Source organism: Fictibacillus terranigra, assembly GCF_030412265.1.
Classification (GTDB): Bacteria; Bacillota; Bacilli; order Bacillales; family Fictibacillaceae; genus Fictibacillus_C; species Fictibacillus_C terrinigri.
The window spans coordinates 155,526-172,964 of record NZ_JAUHLN010000003.1; the positions used below are offsets into that span (position 1 = coordinate 155,526).

Consider the following 17,439-nt stretch of genomic DNA (forward strand, 5'->3'; position numbering starts at 1 on the left):
CTACACTGTCTGCGTCTGCAGGAGCTGATAATAATCTCCTTCACCGGCGACCAGCATTTCATGGCTGCCTTCTTCCTGAATTTTTCCTTCTTTCACCACAATGATTTTATCGGCGTTTCGAATAGTCGATAAACGATGAGCGATGATGATGGTTGTGCGGTCTGTTGATAACTTATCCAGTGCAGCTTGTATGGCGTACTCAGTTTTAGTGTCCAAAGCGGATGTCGCTTCATCCAAAATTAAAATCGCCGGGTCCTTTAAGAACATGCGGGCAATGGAGATTCGCTGCTTTTGCCCTCCGGATAACTTCACGCCCCGTTCCCCAATCATCGTATCAAGCCCTTCCGGAAGGCTCTCAATCAATTCTTCAAGCTGCGCACTTAGGATCGCATCAAAAAGCACCTCTTCACTTGCTTCAAAGTCACCATACATGATGTTGTCGCGAATGGTTCCATCAAATAAGTAAATATCCTGCTGCACGATTCCGATATGGCTTCGTAAAGATTGTAACGTTAAATCGCGGACATCCATCCCATCGATGGTGATCTTTCCTTCTGCTACATCATAAAAGCGGGGGATTAAACTGCACAGCGTCGTTTTTCCCCCTCCTGAAGGACCGACCAGTGCCAGTGTTTCTCCAGCTCGTACATTGAAAGAAATATCTTGAAGTACATGCTGATCTGTTTCGTAGTCAAAGCATACATCTTGAAAGGTAATATCTCCACGGAGGCTTTCCACTTCAATTGCATTTTTCCTATCTTTGATGGACGGCTCCAGATCAAGCACTTCAATATAACGCTTAAACCCGGCATAGCCTTTCGGCAGCAATTCCAAAATCTGGTTGATATGCTTGATCGGCGCTATGAAGACATTCGACAGCATCACAAACGCCACGAATTCTCCTTATGTCATTTGGTTGTTAATGACATACCAGGAGCCGCACCCTAGGACGAGTATAAGGATCACTTTCATCAAGGCAAAGTTGATCGAACTGCTCCAAGCCATAATTTTATATGCCACCAGTTTGGCAATCCGGAAACCTGCGTTTGTATCTTTGAATAAATTAATTTCGTGCTCTTCTTTGGTAAACGATTGCACAATACGGATTCCGCCGATATTGTTTTCAATCCGGGCATTGTAGCCTGCAATCTTTTCATACATCGTGCGGAAGGATTGCGACATCTTTTTGCTGTAAAACAAAGAAACAAAAATGATAATCGGGATCGCTACGGCTAAAACAAGCGCAAGCTGCCAATTGATGTTGAACATAATGGCAAACGAACCAAGAATCGTCATCAACGCGATGAAGAGATCTTCCGGTCCATGGTGGGCTACCTCTCCAATGTCCATCAAGTCATTCGTCAGACCGGAGACAAGGTGACCGGTTTTATTATTGTCAAAAAACGAGAAAGACTGCCTTTGCAGCTTGGCAAACAAATCTCTTCGCATATCCGTCTCAATACCAACACCGAGCTTATGGCCGAAGTAGGTAACCACATAGTTCATAAATGTACTGAGGATAAAAACAAACAGCAGTACAATACACGCAATCGAAATCCATTTCCAATTATTGGTCGGCAAAAGCTCGTTAATGACGCGGTTCATCGCTAGCGGAAAGGCCAGCTCCAGCAAGGCCACAAAGACCGCACAACTAAAATCTAAAACAAACAGCCCTTTATATGGCTTATAGTACGAGGCAAATCGTTTAATCGTATCGATGGATGCCCCCTCCTTCTTGCTGAAAATAGGAATCTCAAAAAAATGAGAAGGAGAAAATTCTGCTTCTACTATCATCCTATCCAGATTGAGAATAATAATCAATTATAAGATTCAAAAACAACCTTTACAATAGTCCGCCTTCTCTTGAAGTATAGATTCTCACGCTGCAAACCCCTCCTTCTGGCTAAGGAGGGGTTTACGCTTTTTATACCTACTAAGCAGTACATCTATCAGCTTAAATTTTGCTGATAAGGGGCTAGGGGCAAATAAACAGCCTCCATGCCTTCCCCACCTTGCATAGAAGATCATTTGTTAATTGTAAAGTTTGATATGTTCTCTTTTTTGTCTCCCAGACGGCTGAAAATAAATGCGAGAATAGAACCAGATATATTGTGCCATACACTAAAAATCGCACTCGGTACAGCAGCTAATGGCGAGAAATTAGCTGTTGCAATGGCTACACCCAATCCGGAGTTCTGCATCCCTACTTCCATGGCCACAGCCTTTTGTTTTGCTAAATTCATTCCAAAAAGACGGGAGAGGAAAAAACCAAGCAAAAAGCCCAATACATTATGCAGGATAACGACAGCAAAAATAAGCGGCCCTGTGGTGGCTAGCTTAGCCTGACTGCCTGCTACTACACCAGCAACAATCAAAACAATAGCGACGGTAGATACAAGGGGCAATACCTTTACACTCGCTTCCGCCTGTCTGCCAAAGAATTTCTTAATGAGAAACCCGAGGGCTAACGGAATGATGACCACTTGAAGAATAGAAACAAGTAATGACCACATATTGATGTCCACCCACTTACTTGCTAGCAGCAATATAAGCAGCGGAGTCACTATGGGTGCAAGAATGGTTGAAACCGATGCAATGGACACAGCAAGGGCCACATCCCCTCTTGCCAGAAAAACCATAACATTCGATGCCGTTCCACTTGGACAGCATCCTACCAGGATGACGCCAACAGCCACTTCCGGCGGCAGGTCCAGCCCCCAAGCCAATAAGAACGCCAATCCCGGCATGATGATATAGTGACAGACCACACCTATCGCTACATCCTTTGGCCGCCGGAAAACTTCTTTAAAATCTGCCGCGGACAATGTAAGTCCCATCCCAAACATTACAATTCCTAACAAGGGAACTACATAGCCTCCAATCCAATTGAAATTGGCGGGGAACATATAGGCAATAATTGAAAAAAGAATAACCCAAAACGTAAATGTTTTCCCTGCAAAAGAACTGATCTTTTCGATAATCATCATGAAGTCCCCTCACTATTATGTTCTGTTCTTCCCTGTTCGTTGGATGGAGCTGTCATCAATACTGTCATTCAAAATACACCCTTTTCCCACGTTTTAAATGTGTCGTCTATTCCATAAAAAACTCTTTCCTCAAAGGAAAGAGTAAATGATTTTTTTCATAAAAGATCATGTGATTCTTTCCTATCTTTGATTTCAAGCCTCAGCTTGCTGGATTTGGCAAAATAAAATGTGTTGCCAAGGCTTCAAACGGCCAGTCCCTCCACCTCTCTTGATAGATAAATCAAACATATGGAATTTTCTTAACATTTTAAATATAGCAATCATATTAAAGAACTTAAAACCTGTTGTCAATACCATTGATCCGGCGCTTGATCGTTAGCAACCTCAGCTTCGAGTTTCCCAACCTCTTCCTCACCTTTCTCCTACAGGATGAGAAGGTCAGCAGAAGGGGCGGAAACGAGGTGCAGCACCAGTTCATGCAATGACCTCATGTTTTCTCTTGGCCGGTAATCCTAGTGGTTGGTTGATAGTTTACCGATTAAATTTGTTGAAGTTCATACAATCAGCTCCAACTCTTCCAGAAGCAACTCTTTCTTTTCTTTTATTCCCTGCATTTTGCCCACTCCCATTCAGTTATTTGATTTCTAGCTGCGCTTATGTACTTGCTGTCGTTTTGTGACAGATAAATAAAATAAATAAAAATTCGGGAAAAATAAGATGTCAAAATCGAAACGTATCCTGGAACTAATGCTGACTGCCAACCGAAACCAGCCTGGGGAAAAACTTGAACTGAGCAAAGAATGTGTCCAGCAGTGTGAATCTGAGATTTGGACGTCGCCCGAGCTAAAGACACGAAACGATGGCACTGGATGGCTGGAGTGCTCCATTCCTAACACCGACCTAGACTACTTTACGGAATTTTTTATAGGAATGGGCAGAAAAGCGACTGTTAAACGGCCTCATGAGCTGTTGGATCCCCTAAGGAAACGGCTGACAGAATTATCGGACGTTTACAGATGAAAAAAAACCAGGGTCACAAAGGGAGCCCGGTTTTTGGCTTTACGTAAAATATTCAATTTTCGCGTTAGGAAAAAATCGGTCGATATCAGACTCCAAGCTCTCCCGCAGTGCATGTTCCTCTTCCTTGCTGTAGATATATTTTCCGATTCCGTAACGCCCCCATTTATACCTCCGCTCTTCTTCGTTCATCTCAAGCTTTGTTTTTGGGTAGTTTTTCTCGATTACGCGTTTGGCAGGCTTTGTGAAGCGGTGCTGAATCATCTCGAACGTAATATCATCCCTGGCGCTTTGCGGAAGTGCCGCATCAAGCTTTTCAAACAGCTCGCGATAGCCTTCCTGCCAGCCTTCATGAATATAGATGGGGGCGACAATAAAACCTAGCGGATATCCGGCCTCGGCGACCTTTTTCGCAGCCTCGATCCGCATGTCGAGGGGTGATGTTCCCGGTTCAAAATATTTGATCACATAATCCGCATTCACACTAAAACGGAACCGTGTGCGGCCGTTATGCTCTGCATCGAGCAGATGATCGACATGATGAAATTTTGTAACAAACCTTAGCCGGCCGAGATCGGACTGTCCGAAATATTCAATCGCGTGCTTCAATGTATGAGTCAGATGGTCGATCCCAACAATATCAGATGTACAGGAAGCTTCAAAACGTGTGATCTGGGGGGCACGTTCTTCCATGTATTTTTGAGCCTGATCCAATATTTCTTCGACGTTTACATAGGTGCGGATATATGGTTTGCTTCCCATCGTTGTCTGCAGATAACAGTAGTGGCAATGCCCCATGCAGCCAGTGGCAAACGGAATGGCATATTCCGCAGATGGTTTGGACGAGTCAAATTTCAAAGTCTTCCGGACGCCGACCACAAGGGTTGATTTGGCATTCCTGTATTTTTGCAGGTCGTTATCTCCCGGAATATTACGTACCTGATTATGTGAAGTTGTTTCCCGGATCTCGAGTCCCATATTTTCAAATTTCTGTTTCAGCTGGACTCCTAGACGGTACTCCAGCGCCCTGGGTTCAATGTAAACCAGCTGCGGGACAAAAGGTTTTATCAAAAGTACACTCTCCTTTTACTGGTATTGGTCATAATCAAAGATTTTTTTATAGTGCTGTTCCGCTTCTTCAAATGTGTCATAGACGGCATCATCATCAGCCAGAAGATGATAGGACTCGTGCAAAAACAGAGCCACCTGATTTTCATGTTCAGGGTGCTCTACGATTTCAGCCTCTGTGATATTAGCTACATTTGGCGTATGCGGGTTTCTATAAATAACAAAGACTTGATCCCCCGCTTGATATTCCCTTTTTCCCATGTTGGCCCATTCCTTCCTGATAAATTGCACTCCGTTACTATCCTTGCCTCTGTCTCCTCATTTTATGTTAAGAGGCCCATTAAAAAAGACTCTCCCATTGGAAAGCCCTATTCATCGTGAGGGTTTATGATGGCCAGTACCTGGTGATCCTCCCATTTGCCATTGATTTTTATATTCTTGATGGCCAGGCCTTCTTTATGAAAACCTGCCTTTTCCAAAACTCTGATCGATCCAATGTTATGCGGCATAACACCCTGTTCGATGCGGTGAAGTTTAAGTTCGTCAAATGCATACTGTACGATCAGCTTGGCCGCTTCTGTCATGTAGCCTTTCCCGTTAAGCTCCTGATCCAGAAAATAGCCGATGAACGCACTTTGAAGGTAGCCTCGCAAAACTTGAAAGAGATTAATGGTGCCGATTAACTCATGCTTGTCCATGGTAAATATCCCAAACTGATAGTCAGGATCATTTTTTTTCATTTCTCATAATCGCTGATCCTCTTCTTCTGGCCTTCTAAACTGTAAAAATCGTCCCGGCGCCCCATTGAAAATTCTTCGAAAAAAGCTCGGTTCTTCTCCTGCAATTGAAGGAGCACCTCTGCATCCTTTAACTCGAACGGCCTGATGTATTACTCTCTTACCTATCAACATTGATCTCCCCTTTTACTGCTTTACCTCTATTAACAACCACTAAACATTACCACGAAAGGATATTTTTTCACACTGGAGCTTGTTTACTCCTTTTCCTGAACACTGCGGCTCCTATGAACCCGATGCAGCAGACGGCCGATGCCGACACCAAGATACCTGCCCAGATTCCAAACGGTGGAACGGCGTGAATCGATTTATATAAAAGCAGTACACTGAAAGAAAAAATAAATAAGGTCATTGAAAACAGAAAGAGGAAGACATAATGCACGATATAAAAGACCGTGAACCGGCTTGCAGGCAGATGTTGAAGCGTCAGCCCCTCCCAAACAAAATCAATTAATCTTTTCATTTTGATCCTCCTTTATAACCATCATAGACGTTCATAGGAATAATTATTCGTCTATTTCGTATATTCTTACTTTCAGTGTCTTTTACTTAACAAATTCGCTATAATAGGTTTATTCCAATCAGAAAGGTCGGATAAACATGCGCAAGCCTCCGTTTTCTGTCCCTCGTCCATTAGTCCGGCTTAATCAGTGGTTTATCGTATTGTCAGTGGCAGCCGAATGGATCACAAGTGCCGAGTGGCTCCTTCTTCTCCCGTTAGCTGCTGGACTGTCTGGACTTTTGTTCAGGTTTAATCCTGTCATGCAGTTTGGGAAGCTGTTTCTTCAGAAGCCGTCTTCTTCTTATATTCCGGAAGAATGGAAACAGCAGCAGTTTAACCAAGTGATTGCTGTAGCGTGCCTTTTCCTGGCTTATCTTTCTTACTTTTTTCATTACTCAATCGCGGCGTATGTTTTTTCAATCATGGTTTTCTCCGCAGCGCTTGTCGCGATCCTCGGATTTTGCGTCGGTTGTTTTATCCGATTTCAGTGGCAGCAGTTCCAATACCGCAGATCATCCAGCCGTTAAAAAAGCAGTGCTCCTATGAAGGGAACACTGCTTTTTTTGTTATATGTTAAAGATATGCTGTTTCGCCAATAAAAGCAGAGCTGCAATCATTAAGATACCTGAAACAGCGGTTTCTGTACTTGATCCCGTCTTGGTGTACAGCGGAGACCGAAACCGCAAAGGAACGGGATACAAAAATTGTATGCCTCTTGATGTGCAGGCATCCAGTATGAGATGGCTGATCGCACCAGACAGCAATCCATACTTTAGATTCAAACTGTATGCTGAATGAAGAGAATTGGTCAGCCAGATCACAGCTGCGATGAACAGCCAGCTGTGAGTAACTGTCCGGTGCCCGAATGCTTTGCTAACAAACTTTGAAAATAGCTTTGTTTTCCGCCCCGCCCAAGAATTTGGATGGCACAGGTCTGGAAGCAGGCTGCCTAATAGTCCAGCTCCATAAAAAACGAGTTGGTGGTCAAGTGATGCCGGTCCATCCACCCATTCGTTTACGAGGGCAGCCGAAGCCAATCCTCCCATTAAATGTGTGTTTCCTTTCATCGTTCACCTTTTTCCTTGATGTTAGTTTACATAATGTTATGTAGGTTAACTAGTTTGAAAACAAAGAGCAGCCAGTGCTACTCCTTGTTTTCTTCCGTGCTGATGTGTTCCCAAACTTCCGTCACTTCTCCAGTATCACTGATATCTACCACATACGAACCATTATTATACCTATCTGCATTTTTCAGCTTTGCCGGATCAACAAGTACGATACTGTTGTTCTTTGTCTTCACTTCATAAGTTACACCGGTGCTTGCCAGCTCCAGATCAATAATCCGGTGAGGATTGCTCTTCAGTTCCCTAAGCATCACAAGCCCCCGCTTCGCCCTTGAGGATTTGTCAAACTCAGTAATCTTCATCTTCTTTACGGAACCTCGATGGGTGATTAAGACGAGCTGGCTGGCCTCTTTGTCATGCAGTGCTTTTCCGCTTACTACATAATCCCCGTCTTTCAGGTTGATCCCTTTCACTCCTGCAGCCCGCTGTCCGACCACGTTGATTTCTTCCTCGCTGAACCAGAGGCCATATCCGTAGTGAGTAGCAATGAATACATCCCCACCGCCATTCGTCAGGTGAACATCGACAACTTCATCGTCACCTTTAAGCTTAAGAGCCATGAGCATCTTGTTATACCGCTGTGCTTTATACTGCATTAATTCGGTTTTCTTTACCATCCCCTGCTTCGTGAAGAAGAGGAGGAATTGATGCTCTTGAAATTCTTTCACAGGTATCACTTTAATCAGTTCTTCGTCCCGGTCCAATCCTACCAAACTCGCCAAGTGCTGGCCCGAATCCTTCCAGCGGGCTTCTGGAAGTTCGTATACCGGCATGAAGATGTAGTTCCCTTTGCTCGTGAAAATCAGGATGGTATCCGTTGTGTTCAGCTGAGAAGCCATGAGCAGCCGGTCTGACTCCTTCATACCAGGCGCTTCACCGTTCGAAGCAGAATAAGAACGAATGGAGGAACGCTTGGAATATCCATCCTTCGTAACTGTAACCATTACGTCCTCTGATGGGATCATAACTTCCATATTGATCTTAATTTCTTCAATTTCATCTTCAATTTTCGATCGCCGTTCATCACTGTATTTCTTTTTGATCTCGGCCAATTCTTTCTTGATGACATTGAAGAGCTTAGCCTCACTGTTCAGGATGCCCGATAAATGGGAAATTTTCTTTTCAAGCTCAGAAGCTTCGTTTTCAAGAGTCGTTACGTCTGTATTCGTCAGCCTGTATAGCTGCAAGGTAACGATTGCCTCCGCTTGTGCTTCTGTGAAAGAATACTGCTGGATCAGATTGTCTTTGGCATTGCGTTTGTCTTTCGAACCTCGGATGATCGCAATGACTTCATCAAGGATCGAGATCGCTTTAATGAGCCCTTCCACCACGTGCTGCCGTTCTTTCGCTTTGTTCAAATCATATTGCGAACGCTTCGTGACAACTTCTTTCTGATGCTCGATATAAGCCGAAATGATCTGCTTGAGTCCCATTAACTTTGGCGTTTTATTGTGAATAGCGACCATGTTGTAGTTGAATGAAATTTGAAGATCTGTGTTCTTGAACAAGTAGGCCAATACTCCTTCACCATGGCCATCCTTTTTCAGTTCAATGACAATGCGCAAACCCGTACGGTCGGTCTCATCCCTGACCTCGGAAATTCCCTCGACCTTCCTATCCAGACGGAGCTCATCAATTCGCTTGACCAGGTTGGCTTTGTTTACCTCATACGGGATCTCGGTAATGACGATCTGCTGCCTTCCGACCTTTAGATCTTCAATCTGAGTCTTTGCACGTACGATCACGCGTCCCTTTCCTGTTTCAAACGCTTTTCGAATACCTTCTTTACCTTGAACGATCCCACCTGTAGGAAAATCAGGTCCTTTCATCACTGTCATCAAATCATCAAGGCTTACATCAGGATCCACGATCTGCATCGTGACCGCATCAATGACTTCTCCAAGGTGATGCGGAGGAATATCTGTTGCATAACCCGCGGAGATGCCTGTAGAACCGTTCACTAGAAGATTCGGATACCTCGCTGGCAGAACAACGGGTTCATCAATCGTATCATCAAAGTTTGGCGCAAACTCCACGGTATTCTTTTCAATATCACGAAGCAATTCAGAAGCAATGGAAGCAAGCCTTGCCTCGGTATAACGCATCGCAGCTGCCGGGTCCCCATCAACACTGCCGTTATTGCCGTGCATCTGAATAAGGACATTTCTTACTTTCCAGTCCTGGCTCATCCGCACCATTGCTTCATAAACCGAGGAATCACCATGCGGATGGTAGTTACCGATTACGTTACCGACGGTCTTTGCCGATTTTCGGTACGGTTTATCCGAGGTGTTTCCTTCCTGAAACATTGCATACAGAATTCGGCGTTGAACCGGCTTCAATCCGTCCCTCGCGTCAGGCAGTGCACGGTCCTGAATAATGTATTTACTATACCTCCCAAAGCGGTCTCCGATGACCTCCTCGAGCGGCAGATCCATAAATCGTTCTAATAATGACAAAATCTAAACCTCCTCGGAATACTGCTGATCTGATAAATTTTCATTATCCAGAATGTTCGTATCCTCGTTTAACCCAAACTCAACATGCTCTTCGATCCATTTTCTGCGGGGCTCTACTTTATCTCCCATCAGGACGGAAACCCTCTTTTCCGCTCGAGCAGCATCATCAATTTTCACACGGATCAACGTCCGTGTCTCAGGATCCATCGTTGTTTCCCACAGCTGGTCGGCATTCATCTCTCCCAGACCTTTATAGCGCTGGATCACGTAACCTTTGCCGACTTTTTTCATTGCCGTTTTCAGTTCATCATCATCCCAAGCGTATTCGATAATTTCTTTCTTTCCGCTGCCTTTGCTGACTTTATAGAGCGGCGGAAGAGCGATATAGACTTTTCCGTTCTCGATCAGCGGTTTCATATATCGGTAAAAGAACGTCAGCAGCAGAACTTGAATGTGGGCGCCATCCGTATCCGCATCAGTCATGATGATCACTTTTTCGTAGTTAAGGTCTGCAACCGCAAAATCAGAACCTACTCCTGCTCCCAGAGCATGGATGATCGTATTGATCTCTTCATTCTTGAAGATGTCTGCAAGCTTCGCTTTTTCCGTATTGATCACCTTACCCCTGAGCGGCAGGATCGCCTGAAAACGCCGGTCGCGCCCCTGTTTGGCCGAACCGCCAGCAGAATCACCCTCTACGAGATACAATTCGTTCTTGGCGGGGTTCTTTGAAGTTGCCGGGGTTAATTTTCCACTCAGCATCGTGTCTTTTCGTTTGTTCTTCTTGCCGTTTCGCGCATCCTCCCTCGCCTTGCGTGCCGCTTCGCGCGCCTGGGCGGCTTTTATGGCCTTCCTTATCAGCATTTCACTGATCTGAGGGTTCTCCTCCAGGAAGTACGAGAGATTGCCTGAAACGACGCTGTCGACGCTTGATCGTGCATCACTGCTGCCCAGCTTGCTTTTCGTTTGGCCTTCAAATTGAAGCTTTTCTTCCGGAATACGGACCGAGATTATGGCAGTCAATCCTTCACGGATGTCGGATCCGTCAAGGTTTTTATCGCGCTCTTTTAAAAGAGATACCTTGCGGGCGTAATCATTCATGATCCGTGTAATCGCGGTTCTTGCTCCTGATTCATGTGTGCCTCCATCCTTTGTCCGGACGTTATTAACGAATGAAAGAACATTTTCTGCGTATCCGTCATTAAACTGAAACGCAAAGTCGACTTCGATGTCATTCTGCGAACCTTCGAAGCTGACGACAGGATGCAGTACATCTTTATCCTCGTTCAAGTAGGTCACAAAGGCTTCAATGCCTGACTCATACTGATACGTATCGCTCTGTCCGCTCCTTTTGTCTGTCAGTTCTATCTTTACGCCTTTTAGGAGGAATGCCGCTTCTCTTAACCGCTCGCTCAGCGTTTCATAGTTATAACTCGTCGTGCTGAAGATCGAGGCATCCGGTTTGAAATGGATGATTGTTCCGGTCTTTCTGGTCGTACCGATCTCCTCGAGCGTTGTTACCGGCTTCCCTCCGAATTCAAAACGCTGCTGATAAACGGTTCCGTGCCTGTGGATGGTTACTTCGAGCCATTCAGACAACGCGTTCACGACTGATGCGCCTACCCCATGGAGTCCGCCGGACGTCTTGTATCCGCCCTGTCCGAACTTACCTCCCGCATGGAGAACTGTCAGGATAACTTCCGGTGTGGGCTTCCCCATTCTGTGCATACCCGTCGGCATCCCCCGTCCTTCGTCCCTGACGCTTACACTGTTGTCTTTATGTATCGTGACATATATATTATTGCCGTGGCCCGCCAGCGCTTCATCTACGGCATTATCTACGATTTCATAAACAAGATGATGCAATCCCCGGCTATCGGTGCTGCCGATATACATACCAGGACGTTTTCTGACCGCTTCAAGGCCTTCTAATACCTGTATGGCATCATCGTTATAATCTAATTGTGGTTTACTAGCCAAAACACTTTCTCCCTTCAAAAAACTTGCAGTATAACTAATCATATCAGAACATTTGTTTCTATTCCACAAAACAAAAAAAGAGTAGACCGCTTTCTATTTTATCTTTTCTGCTTCAATCGTGCAAAAACCTTTTGATTCTACACAAAAAACCACCCCCTGAGAGCGGGTGGTCCAAGCTTATCTGACTAACCTTGCGTACTCGACTTTGATGCATTTGTCCATGATGGAAACCGTATCATGCGCCTTAAGATAATCGTATGCTTCATCGTTCGCAAGTCCCAGCTGTGCCCAGAAAACATCAGCTCCAATCGCAACAGCATCCTTCGCGACTTCAGGAAGATACTCGCTTCTGCGGAAAACATTCACAATATCCACGTGCCCGTCGATATCCTGCAAGGTCTTTACCGCTTTCACTCCGAGGACTTCATCAGCTGACGGATTTACCGGAATGATCTCAAAGCCGGCATCCTGCATAACAGCGGAAACCATGTAAGATGTTTTCATCGGGTTATCTGAAAGCCCTACAACTGCGATTCTTTTTTTTGAGGTAAGAATTTCTTTGATTTCTTCATCCGTCGGATTTTTAAAATGCATGTTGATTTCCCCCTTGAGATATCGTCTACTACTCTATATATGGACCTAAAATCGGATTTTCAAACACCTGAAAAAGCCAGCCGTTATCCGGCTGGCACGTTAAACGACTAATTCAGCTGATAGATGGAGGAATACTTCTCTTCAAAATATTGGATCAGATAGTCCGGATTCAAGCCCTCGCCTGTCACATCTTGAAGAATTTCCATCGGTTTTTTCATTTTTCCATATTGGTGAATATTTTTGCTGAGCCACTCCTGAACCGGTTTAAGATTCCCTTTTTCAACAAGCTGATCAAATTCAGGAAGGTCACGCACAAGAGCTTGTTTGAGCTGGGCGGCATAGATATAACCCAGTGCATAGGAAGGGAAATAACCAAAGCTTCCCCCTGACCAGTGAACATCCTGAAGGACACCTTCGCTGTCTTTCTCAGGTGTTACTCCCAAGTACTCCTGCATTTTCTCATTCCATATGCGTGGCAGGTCTTTCACTTCTATTTCGTCATTGAACAAGCCTTTTTCAATTTCATACCGAACAATCACATGAAGGGGATATGTCATCTCGTCCGCCTCAATACGGATCAAGGAAGGTTCTACAATATTGATCGCCTTATAGAAGCTTTCAAGGTCTACACTTTCAAACTGGCATCCAGCACATTGTTTGAGCGAAGCATAATGATGGTTCCAGAACCCTATATGGCGTCCCACAAAGTTTTCCCAGAACAGGGACTGTGACTCATGGATACCCATGGAGGTACCTGTGCAAAGAGGCGTACCTACAAGATCTTCTGACAGGTTTTGTTCATAAAGAGCATGGCCGCCCTCATGGATGGTGCCAAAAACCGCAGTGCGGAAATCATTTTCCACATAGCGGGTCGTCACACGGACATCTCTGGGGTTTAATCCGATAGCGAACGGATGAACCGTTTCATCCAGACGGCCGGATTCAAAATCATAACCCATCTCTTTTAAAACGTGAAGGCTGAACTCTTTCTGTTTCTCTTTAGGGAACGGCTCAAACAAGAATGACGTCTCGGGCTTGCCTGCGTCCGTCACCTTCTGAAGAAGAGGTACGATGCGGTCCCGGAGTTTAGCGAACGTTTCATCCAGGATTTCTACTGTTACTCCCGGCTCATACATATCTAAGAGGGTGTTGTACTTGTTGCCTTCATACCCCCAGTACTCAATGAAACGTTTATTGAACTCTACAAGCTTTTCCAAGAAGGGCTGGAACATAGCAAAGTCTGACTTCGCTCTCGCTTCTTCCCAGATGCTTTCTGCTTTGGACTGCAGGATCACGTATTCCTTAAATTCATCAGCCGGAATCTTTGTATTGCGGTCATATTCTTTTTTAACCTCTTCCAGCGTTTTTTTCGTTACTTCCGCAAGTGAATCGAAAACGGACGGTTCAGAAAGTTCTTCTATGTATTTTTTCATTTCTTCCGATGTGGACATGGCGAATACGTCTGCAGACAGAGTGCCGATGACTTCGGAACGCTGGCTGACACCCTTTTTAGGCGCACCTGTACGGAGATCCCAATACATTAATCCGATGGCTTCATTCAAATGCGCCATTTTTTTCAAATAATCAAGAAATTTCTTTTCCACCGATTGCAAGGTTTGTGACATTATGTTCTTCCTCTCTAACTTAACGTAATTTAACCATACCACCTCACTATTCGGCAGAAAACAGAAAACTCCTTCAAAGGAAGAAAAGCCCCAACAATGCCCTTAATGCAGCCGGTCCAGAAAAGAGCAGGTTCCATGTTCTCCCCTGATGCCAAATTCGTAAGACAGCGCCTGTTTTAATGCATGATCCGCTTCTATTAAAGCGTGTTGATACCGTTCGCCGTATTGTTCATTCAATGCCTTTATCGTTTCATATGCATGTTTCAGCTGCAGGATATATTCCGTTTTTTCATCCATTGTCCATCACCTCTGCTCACAGTATGGCCGGTTCACACGTTCCTCATTACTTGCCGAACAAAAAAAGGATCTCCCTCATCTGGAGGGAGATCCTTAGTTTAGCTCCGTGGCGGTTTTTTGCCGAAGTACTGGTAATAATCGGTCTTAATATGCCCATTATACAGTTTTCTTTTTTTTGTTGCTGCTTTGCCGTAGAGCTGCTCAAATTGCTCATTGGAGGTAATGACATATACCGACCAAGTATCGAGCGGGCGGAAGACCTCACCCATGTCTTTATATAGCTGTTTTACTTCTTCTTTTTCACCAAGCCGTTCCCCGTAAGGCGGGTTGCTGACCACATAGCCGTACTCTTTTCTTGTGGTAAAGTCTCTGACCTGCATCTGTTTAAACGTAATAAAATCGCCAAAACCCGCTTCTTCAGCATTATTGATCGAAAGGTCGATCATTTTATGGTCAATATCAGAGCCCTGTATATCAAGCGGTGTATCATATTTTGCGAGATCATTCGCTTCTTCTACAGCCCCGTACCATACTTTTTTATCGATCCAGTTCCAATTTTCAGAAGCAAATTCCCGGTTTAGTCCCGGTGCCACATTCTGCCCGATCATCGCTGCCTCGATCGGTATGGTTCCCGATCCGCAGAACGGGTCGGCGAAAGGCTTGTCCGGCGTCCAGTTCGTTAATTTGATCAAAGCGGAAGCCATCGTTTCTTTTAAAGGCGCTTCACTGTGGAGGGCACGGTAACCGCGTTTATGGAGGCCTGTCCCGCTTGTATCGATCGTCAAAGTAGCCACGTCTTTCAATAGAGCGACTTCAATACGGTAAAGAGCACCGTCTTCCGGAAACCACGTTTCTCTTTGATAAGCGTTCTTCATTTGGTCAACTACCGCTTTTTTTACGATGGCCTGACAGTCGGATACACTGAATAATTTGGACTTCACCGATTTTCCGATAACAGGGAATTCCCCATCTTCAGGGATAAAATCTGACCAAGGCAAAGCTTTTGTCTTTTCAAACAGTTCATCAAAAGTTTCTGCTTTAAATTCACCGACAAGCAGTTTTACACGGTCTGCAGTCCTCAGCCAAAGATTGGAGCGGCAGAGAGCAGATTCATCACCCTTAAAAATAATCTTGCCGTTTTCAACTTTTACATCCTCATAGCCGAGCTCCCGTACTTCCTGTGCGACGATGGATTCCAGGCCCATGGCCGCTGTTGCAATATACGTCAGATTCATAAGTGATCTCCTTATGTTTGTTTTCCAGTATTAATATACCCAAAATAACTTATGTAAAAAGAAAAAAGGCCACTAGGGCCTCTCACATTCTCAAGTGTCACCAATAACGTTCTGTAAGCCATGTTCTGTTCCATTGTACTGCATTCGGCTTCCGCCTCGTACTCCGGTGGTAATCATCTATCTACAGATGAATGATCATCTGTTCTTCTTCGCGTTCAATTCCGCTCAGAAAACTCCCCTACCATAATTTGGGTTTCTCGCTCGTGGGGTTTACCGCGTTCCACTCTTGCCGTTTCCGGAAAGACTACGTCACTGTGGCACTTTAAAGGTAGTGTCACCATATCCGAAGACTTAGGTGAGTTCCCTGCCGTTAATCCAGTCGAAACCGGAATACCCTGGCTTATCTTTTCGCCAGGCACGAACACTACGGCCATCTCAGACCGTGCGAGCATGGACTTTCCTCAACATCCTTAAAAAGATGCCGCGATTACCCGAACGTTATTAGTTTTTAATTTGTCAAAGCAAAATTCAGTATAACAGGAAGCTGTTTAAAAATCAAATGGATAATAATGACTAAATCAGTCGTACAGCTTGCTTCCGAATACGTGCTTTTCGAGATTGGACAAACGCTGAAGAATGTCGGAATTAATGTTCATAGAAGAAGCAGGAACTCTTCTTGTTTGTTCAGATGTGTTTTGAACTTCTTTGCGGAGCCTGTTGTTCTCCTGAATCACTTTGTCAAATTCCTTCTGGAAGTTCTCATAATCTTTGATGATTAAATCAAGGAATTTATCTACTTCATCCTGATCATAACCTCGAAAACCCTGTTTAAAATCTTTTTCAAGAATTTCTTTTGCAGTCAGATTCAATCGTTTTTCTCCATTCATCGGGCTCACCTCAATGTTTAACTTCTTTTTTACTGCATTCGCTGCACGGTTAAAACCAAAACACCGTTCTTCATTTATACTTGATGACTTTTAACTTAAATCTAGCCTATATTTTTTCAAATTCAATAGAAAAAGTCAATTTCTTATCCTTTTTATTCCCAAAATTCCCCGTTGGCTTCCTGCTCATCCTGATAGATCAGTTCAAGGTCATACGGTGTGATATATATTACTTCGTATGAAGGGTCTTTTTCTTGCCTTAATTGAGCAGGGTCAAGATAAAAACGCGGGGTTCCCGGTGTATCTTCATCATATACAATGAGCATTCCGTCCGTTTTCTGCACAAGGAACCCATTTTTGGCAGCGAGCTGCTTGGGGCTGAAATAAGGCCTATCGGAGATCGATTGTACAAAGTCCGCCTGTGCCAGCAGTTCATGATACTGCTCTTGCCGTGCCGCGTTCCAATTCGCCTCCTGATCCAAAAACGGCGTAAGCACAGCCAGTTTCAGCTCCGGGAACCTTTCTTCTCTCATCTCAACCGCTACTTCTCCTGCCCAAATTTCAACACCGGGCTGACCGCTGATGATCACCCATTCCAATCCTTCTTCCAGGAGGGCCGTCAGCTGCTTCTCGATGGCTTTTTTTATATAGTGTACCCCCGGATCCTTCTCTTTAAAAATCCCGAGTTCATGGGATTTATATCCAGTAACCAGCAAGTTTTTCACCATGAATTTCGCTCCCAGCATTTCGATTACTTCGAAAAAAGGAACCAATCAAAATGATCAGTTCCCTCACGTCACATGACTAAATTCACTTGCAATAAAAAACGTCAGACCCAAAACAAGAAAAAATGCAAATACTACCCATTGC

General features: G+C 44.5%; 15 protein-coding genes, 1 other RNA gene, 2 pseudogenes and 1 riboswitch. Of the genes and pseudogenes, 2 read left to right on the forward strand and 16 right to left on the reverse strand.

Going from position 1 to position 17,439, the window contains the following annotated elements; genetic code table 11:
- Nucleotides 1–1,719: pseudogene (locus QYF49_RS15950) on the reverse strand (ABC transporter ATP-binding protein).
- Between the two features lie 305 nt (nucleotides 1,720–2,024).
- On the reverse strand, nucleotides 2,025–2,987 hold the full coding sequence (locus QYF49_RS15955; protein WP_290400600.1) for a bile acid:sodium symporter family protein: 963 nt from the start codon (nucleotides 2,985–2,987) through the stop codon (nucleotides 2,025–2,027).
- 177 nt (nucleotides 2,988–3,164) lie between these two features.
- Nucleotides 3,165–3,265, reverse strand: a riboswitch (SAM riboswitch).
- Nucleotides 3,266–3,704: 439 nt separating this feature from the next.
- Between QYF49_RS15955 and QYF49_RS15960 the strand changes: the two genes are divergently transcribed.
- Nucleotides 3,705–4,007: a WCX domain-containing protein gene (locus QYF49_RS15960; protein WP_290400601.1), complete on the forward strand. Its 303-nt coding sequence runs from the start codon at nucleotides 3,705–3,707 to the stop codon at nucleotides 4,005–4,007.
- A 39-nt stretch (nucleotides 4,008–4,046) separates the two neighbouring features.
- Here QYF49_RS15960 and splB read toward each other — a convergent pair whose 3' ends face one another.
- The 4 genes and pseudogenes from splB to QYF49_RS15980 form a co-directional block, all read right to left on the reverse strand.
- Nucleotides 4,047–5,075: a spore photoproduct lyase gene (gene splB / locus QYF49_RS15965; RefSeq protein WP_290400602.1), complete on the reverse strand. Its 1,029-nt coding sequence runs from the start codon at nucleotides 5,073–5,075 to the stop codon at nucleotides 4,047–4,049.
- A 15-nt stretch (nucleotides 5,076–5,090) separates the two neighbouring features.
- On the reverse strand, nucleotides 5,091–5,333 hold the full coding sequence (locus tag QYF49_RS15970) for a transcriptional regulator SplA domain-containing protein (RefSeq protein ID WP_290400603.1): 243 nt from the start codon (nucleotides 5,331–5,333) through the stop codon (nucleotides 5,091–5,093).
- Nucleotides 5,334–5,440: 107 nt separating this feature from the next.
- Nucleotides 5,441–5,983 (reverse strand): annotated as a pseudogene (locus tag QYF49_RS15975) (GNAT family N-acetyltransferase).
- Between the two features lie 67 nt (nucleotides 5,984–6,050).
- On the reverse strand, nucleotides 6,051–6,332 hold the full coding sequence (locus QYF49_RS15980) for a hypothetical protein (protein WP_290400604.1): 282 nt from the start codon (nucleotides 6,330–6,332) through the stop codon (nucleotides 6,051–6,053).
- A 137-nt stretch (nucleotides 6,333–6,469) separates the two neighbouring features.
- Here QYF49_RS15980 and QYF49_RS15985 point away from each other — a divergent pair, with 137 nt between their 5' ends.
- Complete coding sequence (locus tag QYF49_RS15985) at nucleotides 6,470–6,898, forward strand: DUF4395 domain-containing protein (protein WP_290400605.1); 429 nt, start codon at nucleotides 6,470–6,472, stop codon at nucleotides 6,896–6,898.
- 39 nt (nucleotides 6,899–6,937) lie between these two features.
- Here QYF49_RS15985 and QYF49_RS15990 read toward each other — a convergent pair whose 3' ends face one another.
- The 10 genes from QYF49_RS15990 to QYF49_RS16035 form a co-directional block, all read right to left on the reverse strand.
- Nucleotides 6,938–7,438 (reverse strand): metal-dependent hydrolase, encoded by a 501-nt coding sequence (locus QYF49_RS15990; protein WP_290400606.1) that lies wholly within the window; start codon nucleotides 7,436–7,438, stop codon nucleotides 6,938–6,940.
- A 77-nt stretch (nucleotides 7,439–7,515) separates the two neighbouring features.
- Nucleotides 7,516–9,954: a DNA topoisomerase IV subunit A gene (parC, locus tag QYF49_RS15995; RefSeq protein WP_290400607.1), complete on the reverse strand. Its 2,439-nt coding sequence runs from the start codon at nucleotides 9,952–9,954 to the stop codon at nucleotides 7,516–7,518.
- A gap of 3 nt (nucleotides 9,955–9,957) precedes the next feature.
- Nucleotides 9,958–11,934 carry a DNA topoisomerase IV subunit B gene (gene parE, locus QYF49_RS16000; RefSeq protein ID WP_290400608.1) on the reverse strand — a complete coding sequence of 659 codons (1,977 nt, stop codon included), beginning with the start codon at nucleotides 11,932–11,934 and terminating at the stop codon, nucleotides 9,958–9,960.
- Between the two features lie 177 nt (nucleotides 11,935–12,111).
- Complete coding sequence (locus QYF49_RS16005) at nucleotides 12,112–12,528, reverse strand: CoA-binding protein (protein WP_290400609.1); 417 nt, start codon at nucleotides 12,526–12,528, stop codon at nucleotides 12,112–12,114.
- 107 nt (nucleotides 12,529–12,635) lie between these two features.
- Complete coding sequence (locus QYF49_RS16010; RefSeq protein WP_290400610.1) at nucleotides 12,636–14,153, reverse strand: carboxypeptidase M32; 1,518 nt, start codon at nucleotides 14,151–14,153, stop codon at nucleotides 12,636–12,638.
- A 102-nt stretch (nucleotides 14,154–14,255) separates the two neighbouring features.
- Complete coding sequence (locus tag QYF49_RS16015; RefSeq protein WP_290400611.1) at nucleotides 14,256–14,450, reverse strand: hypothetical protein; 195 nt, start codon at nucleotides 14,448–14,450, stop codon at nucleotides 14,256–14,258.
- 98 nt (nucleotides 14,451–14,548) lie between these two features.
- Nucleotides 14,549–15,685, reverse strand: coding sequence for a THUMP domain-containing class I SAM-dependent RNA methyltransferase (locus QYF49_RS16020; RefSeq protein ID WP_290400612.1), 1,137 nt, complete (start codon nucleotides 15,683–15,685; stop codon nucleotides 14,549–14,551).
- Between the two features lie 109 nt (nucleotides 15,686–15,794).
- Nucleotides 15,795–16,184: RNase P RNA component class B (gene rnpB / locus QYF49_RS16025), an RNA gene on the reverse strand.
- Between the two features lie 79 nt (nucleotides 16,185–16,263).
- Complete coding sequence (gene gpsB, locus QYF49_RS16030) at nucleotides 16,264–16,572, reverse strand: cell division regulator GpsB (protein ID WP_290400613.1); 309 nt, start codon at nucleotides 16,570–16,572, stop codon at nucleotides 16,264–16,266.
- A 152-nt stretch (nucleotides 16,573–16,724) separates the two neighbouring features.
- Nucleotides 16,725–17,297: an SLOG family protein gene (locus tag QYF49_RS16035; protein WP_290400614.1), complete on the reverse strand. Its 573-nt coding sequence runs from the start codon at nucleotides 17,295–17,297 to the stop codon at nucleotides 16,725–16,727.
- Nucleotides 17,298–17,439: the final 142 nt, after the last annotated feature.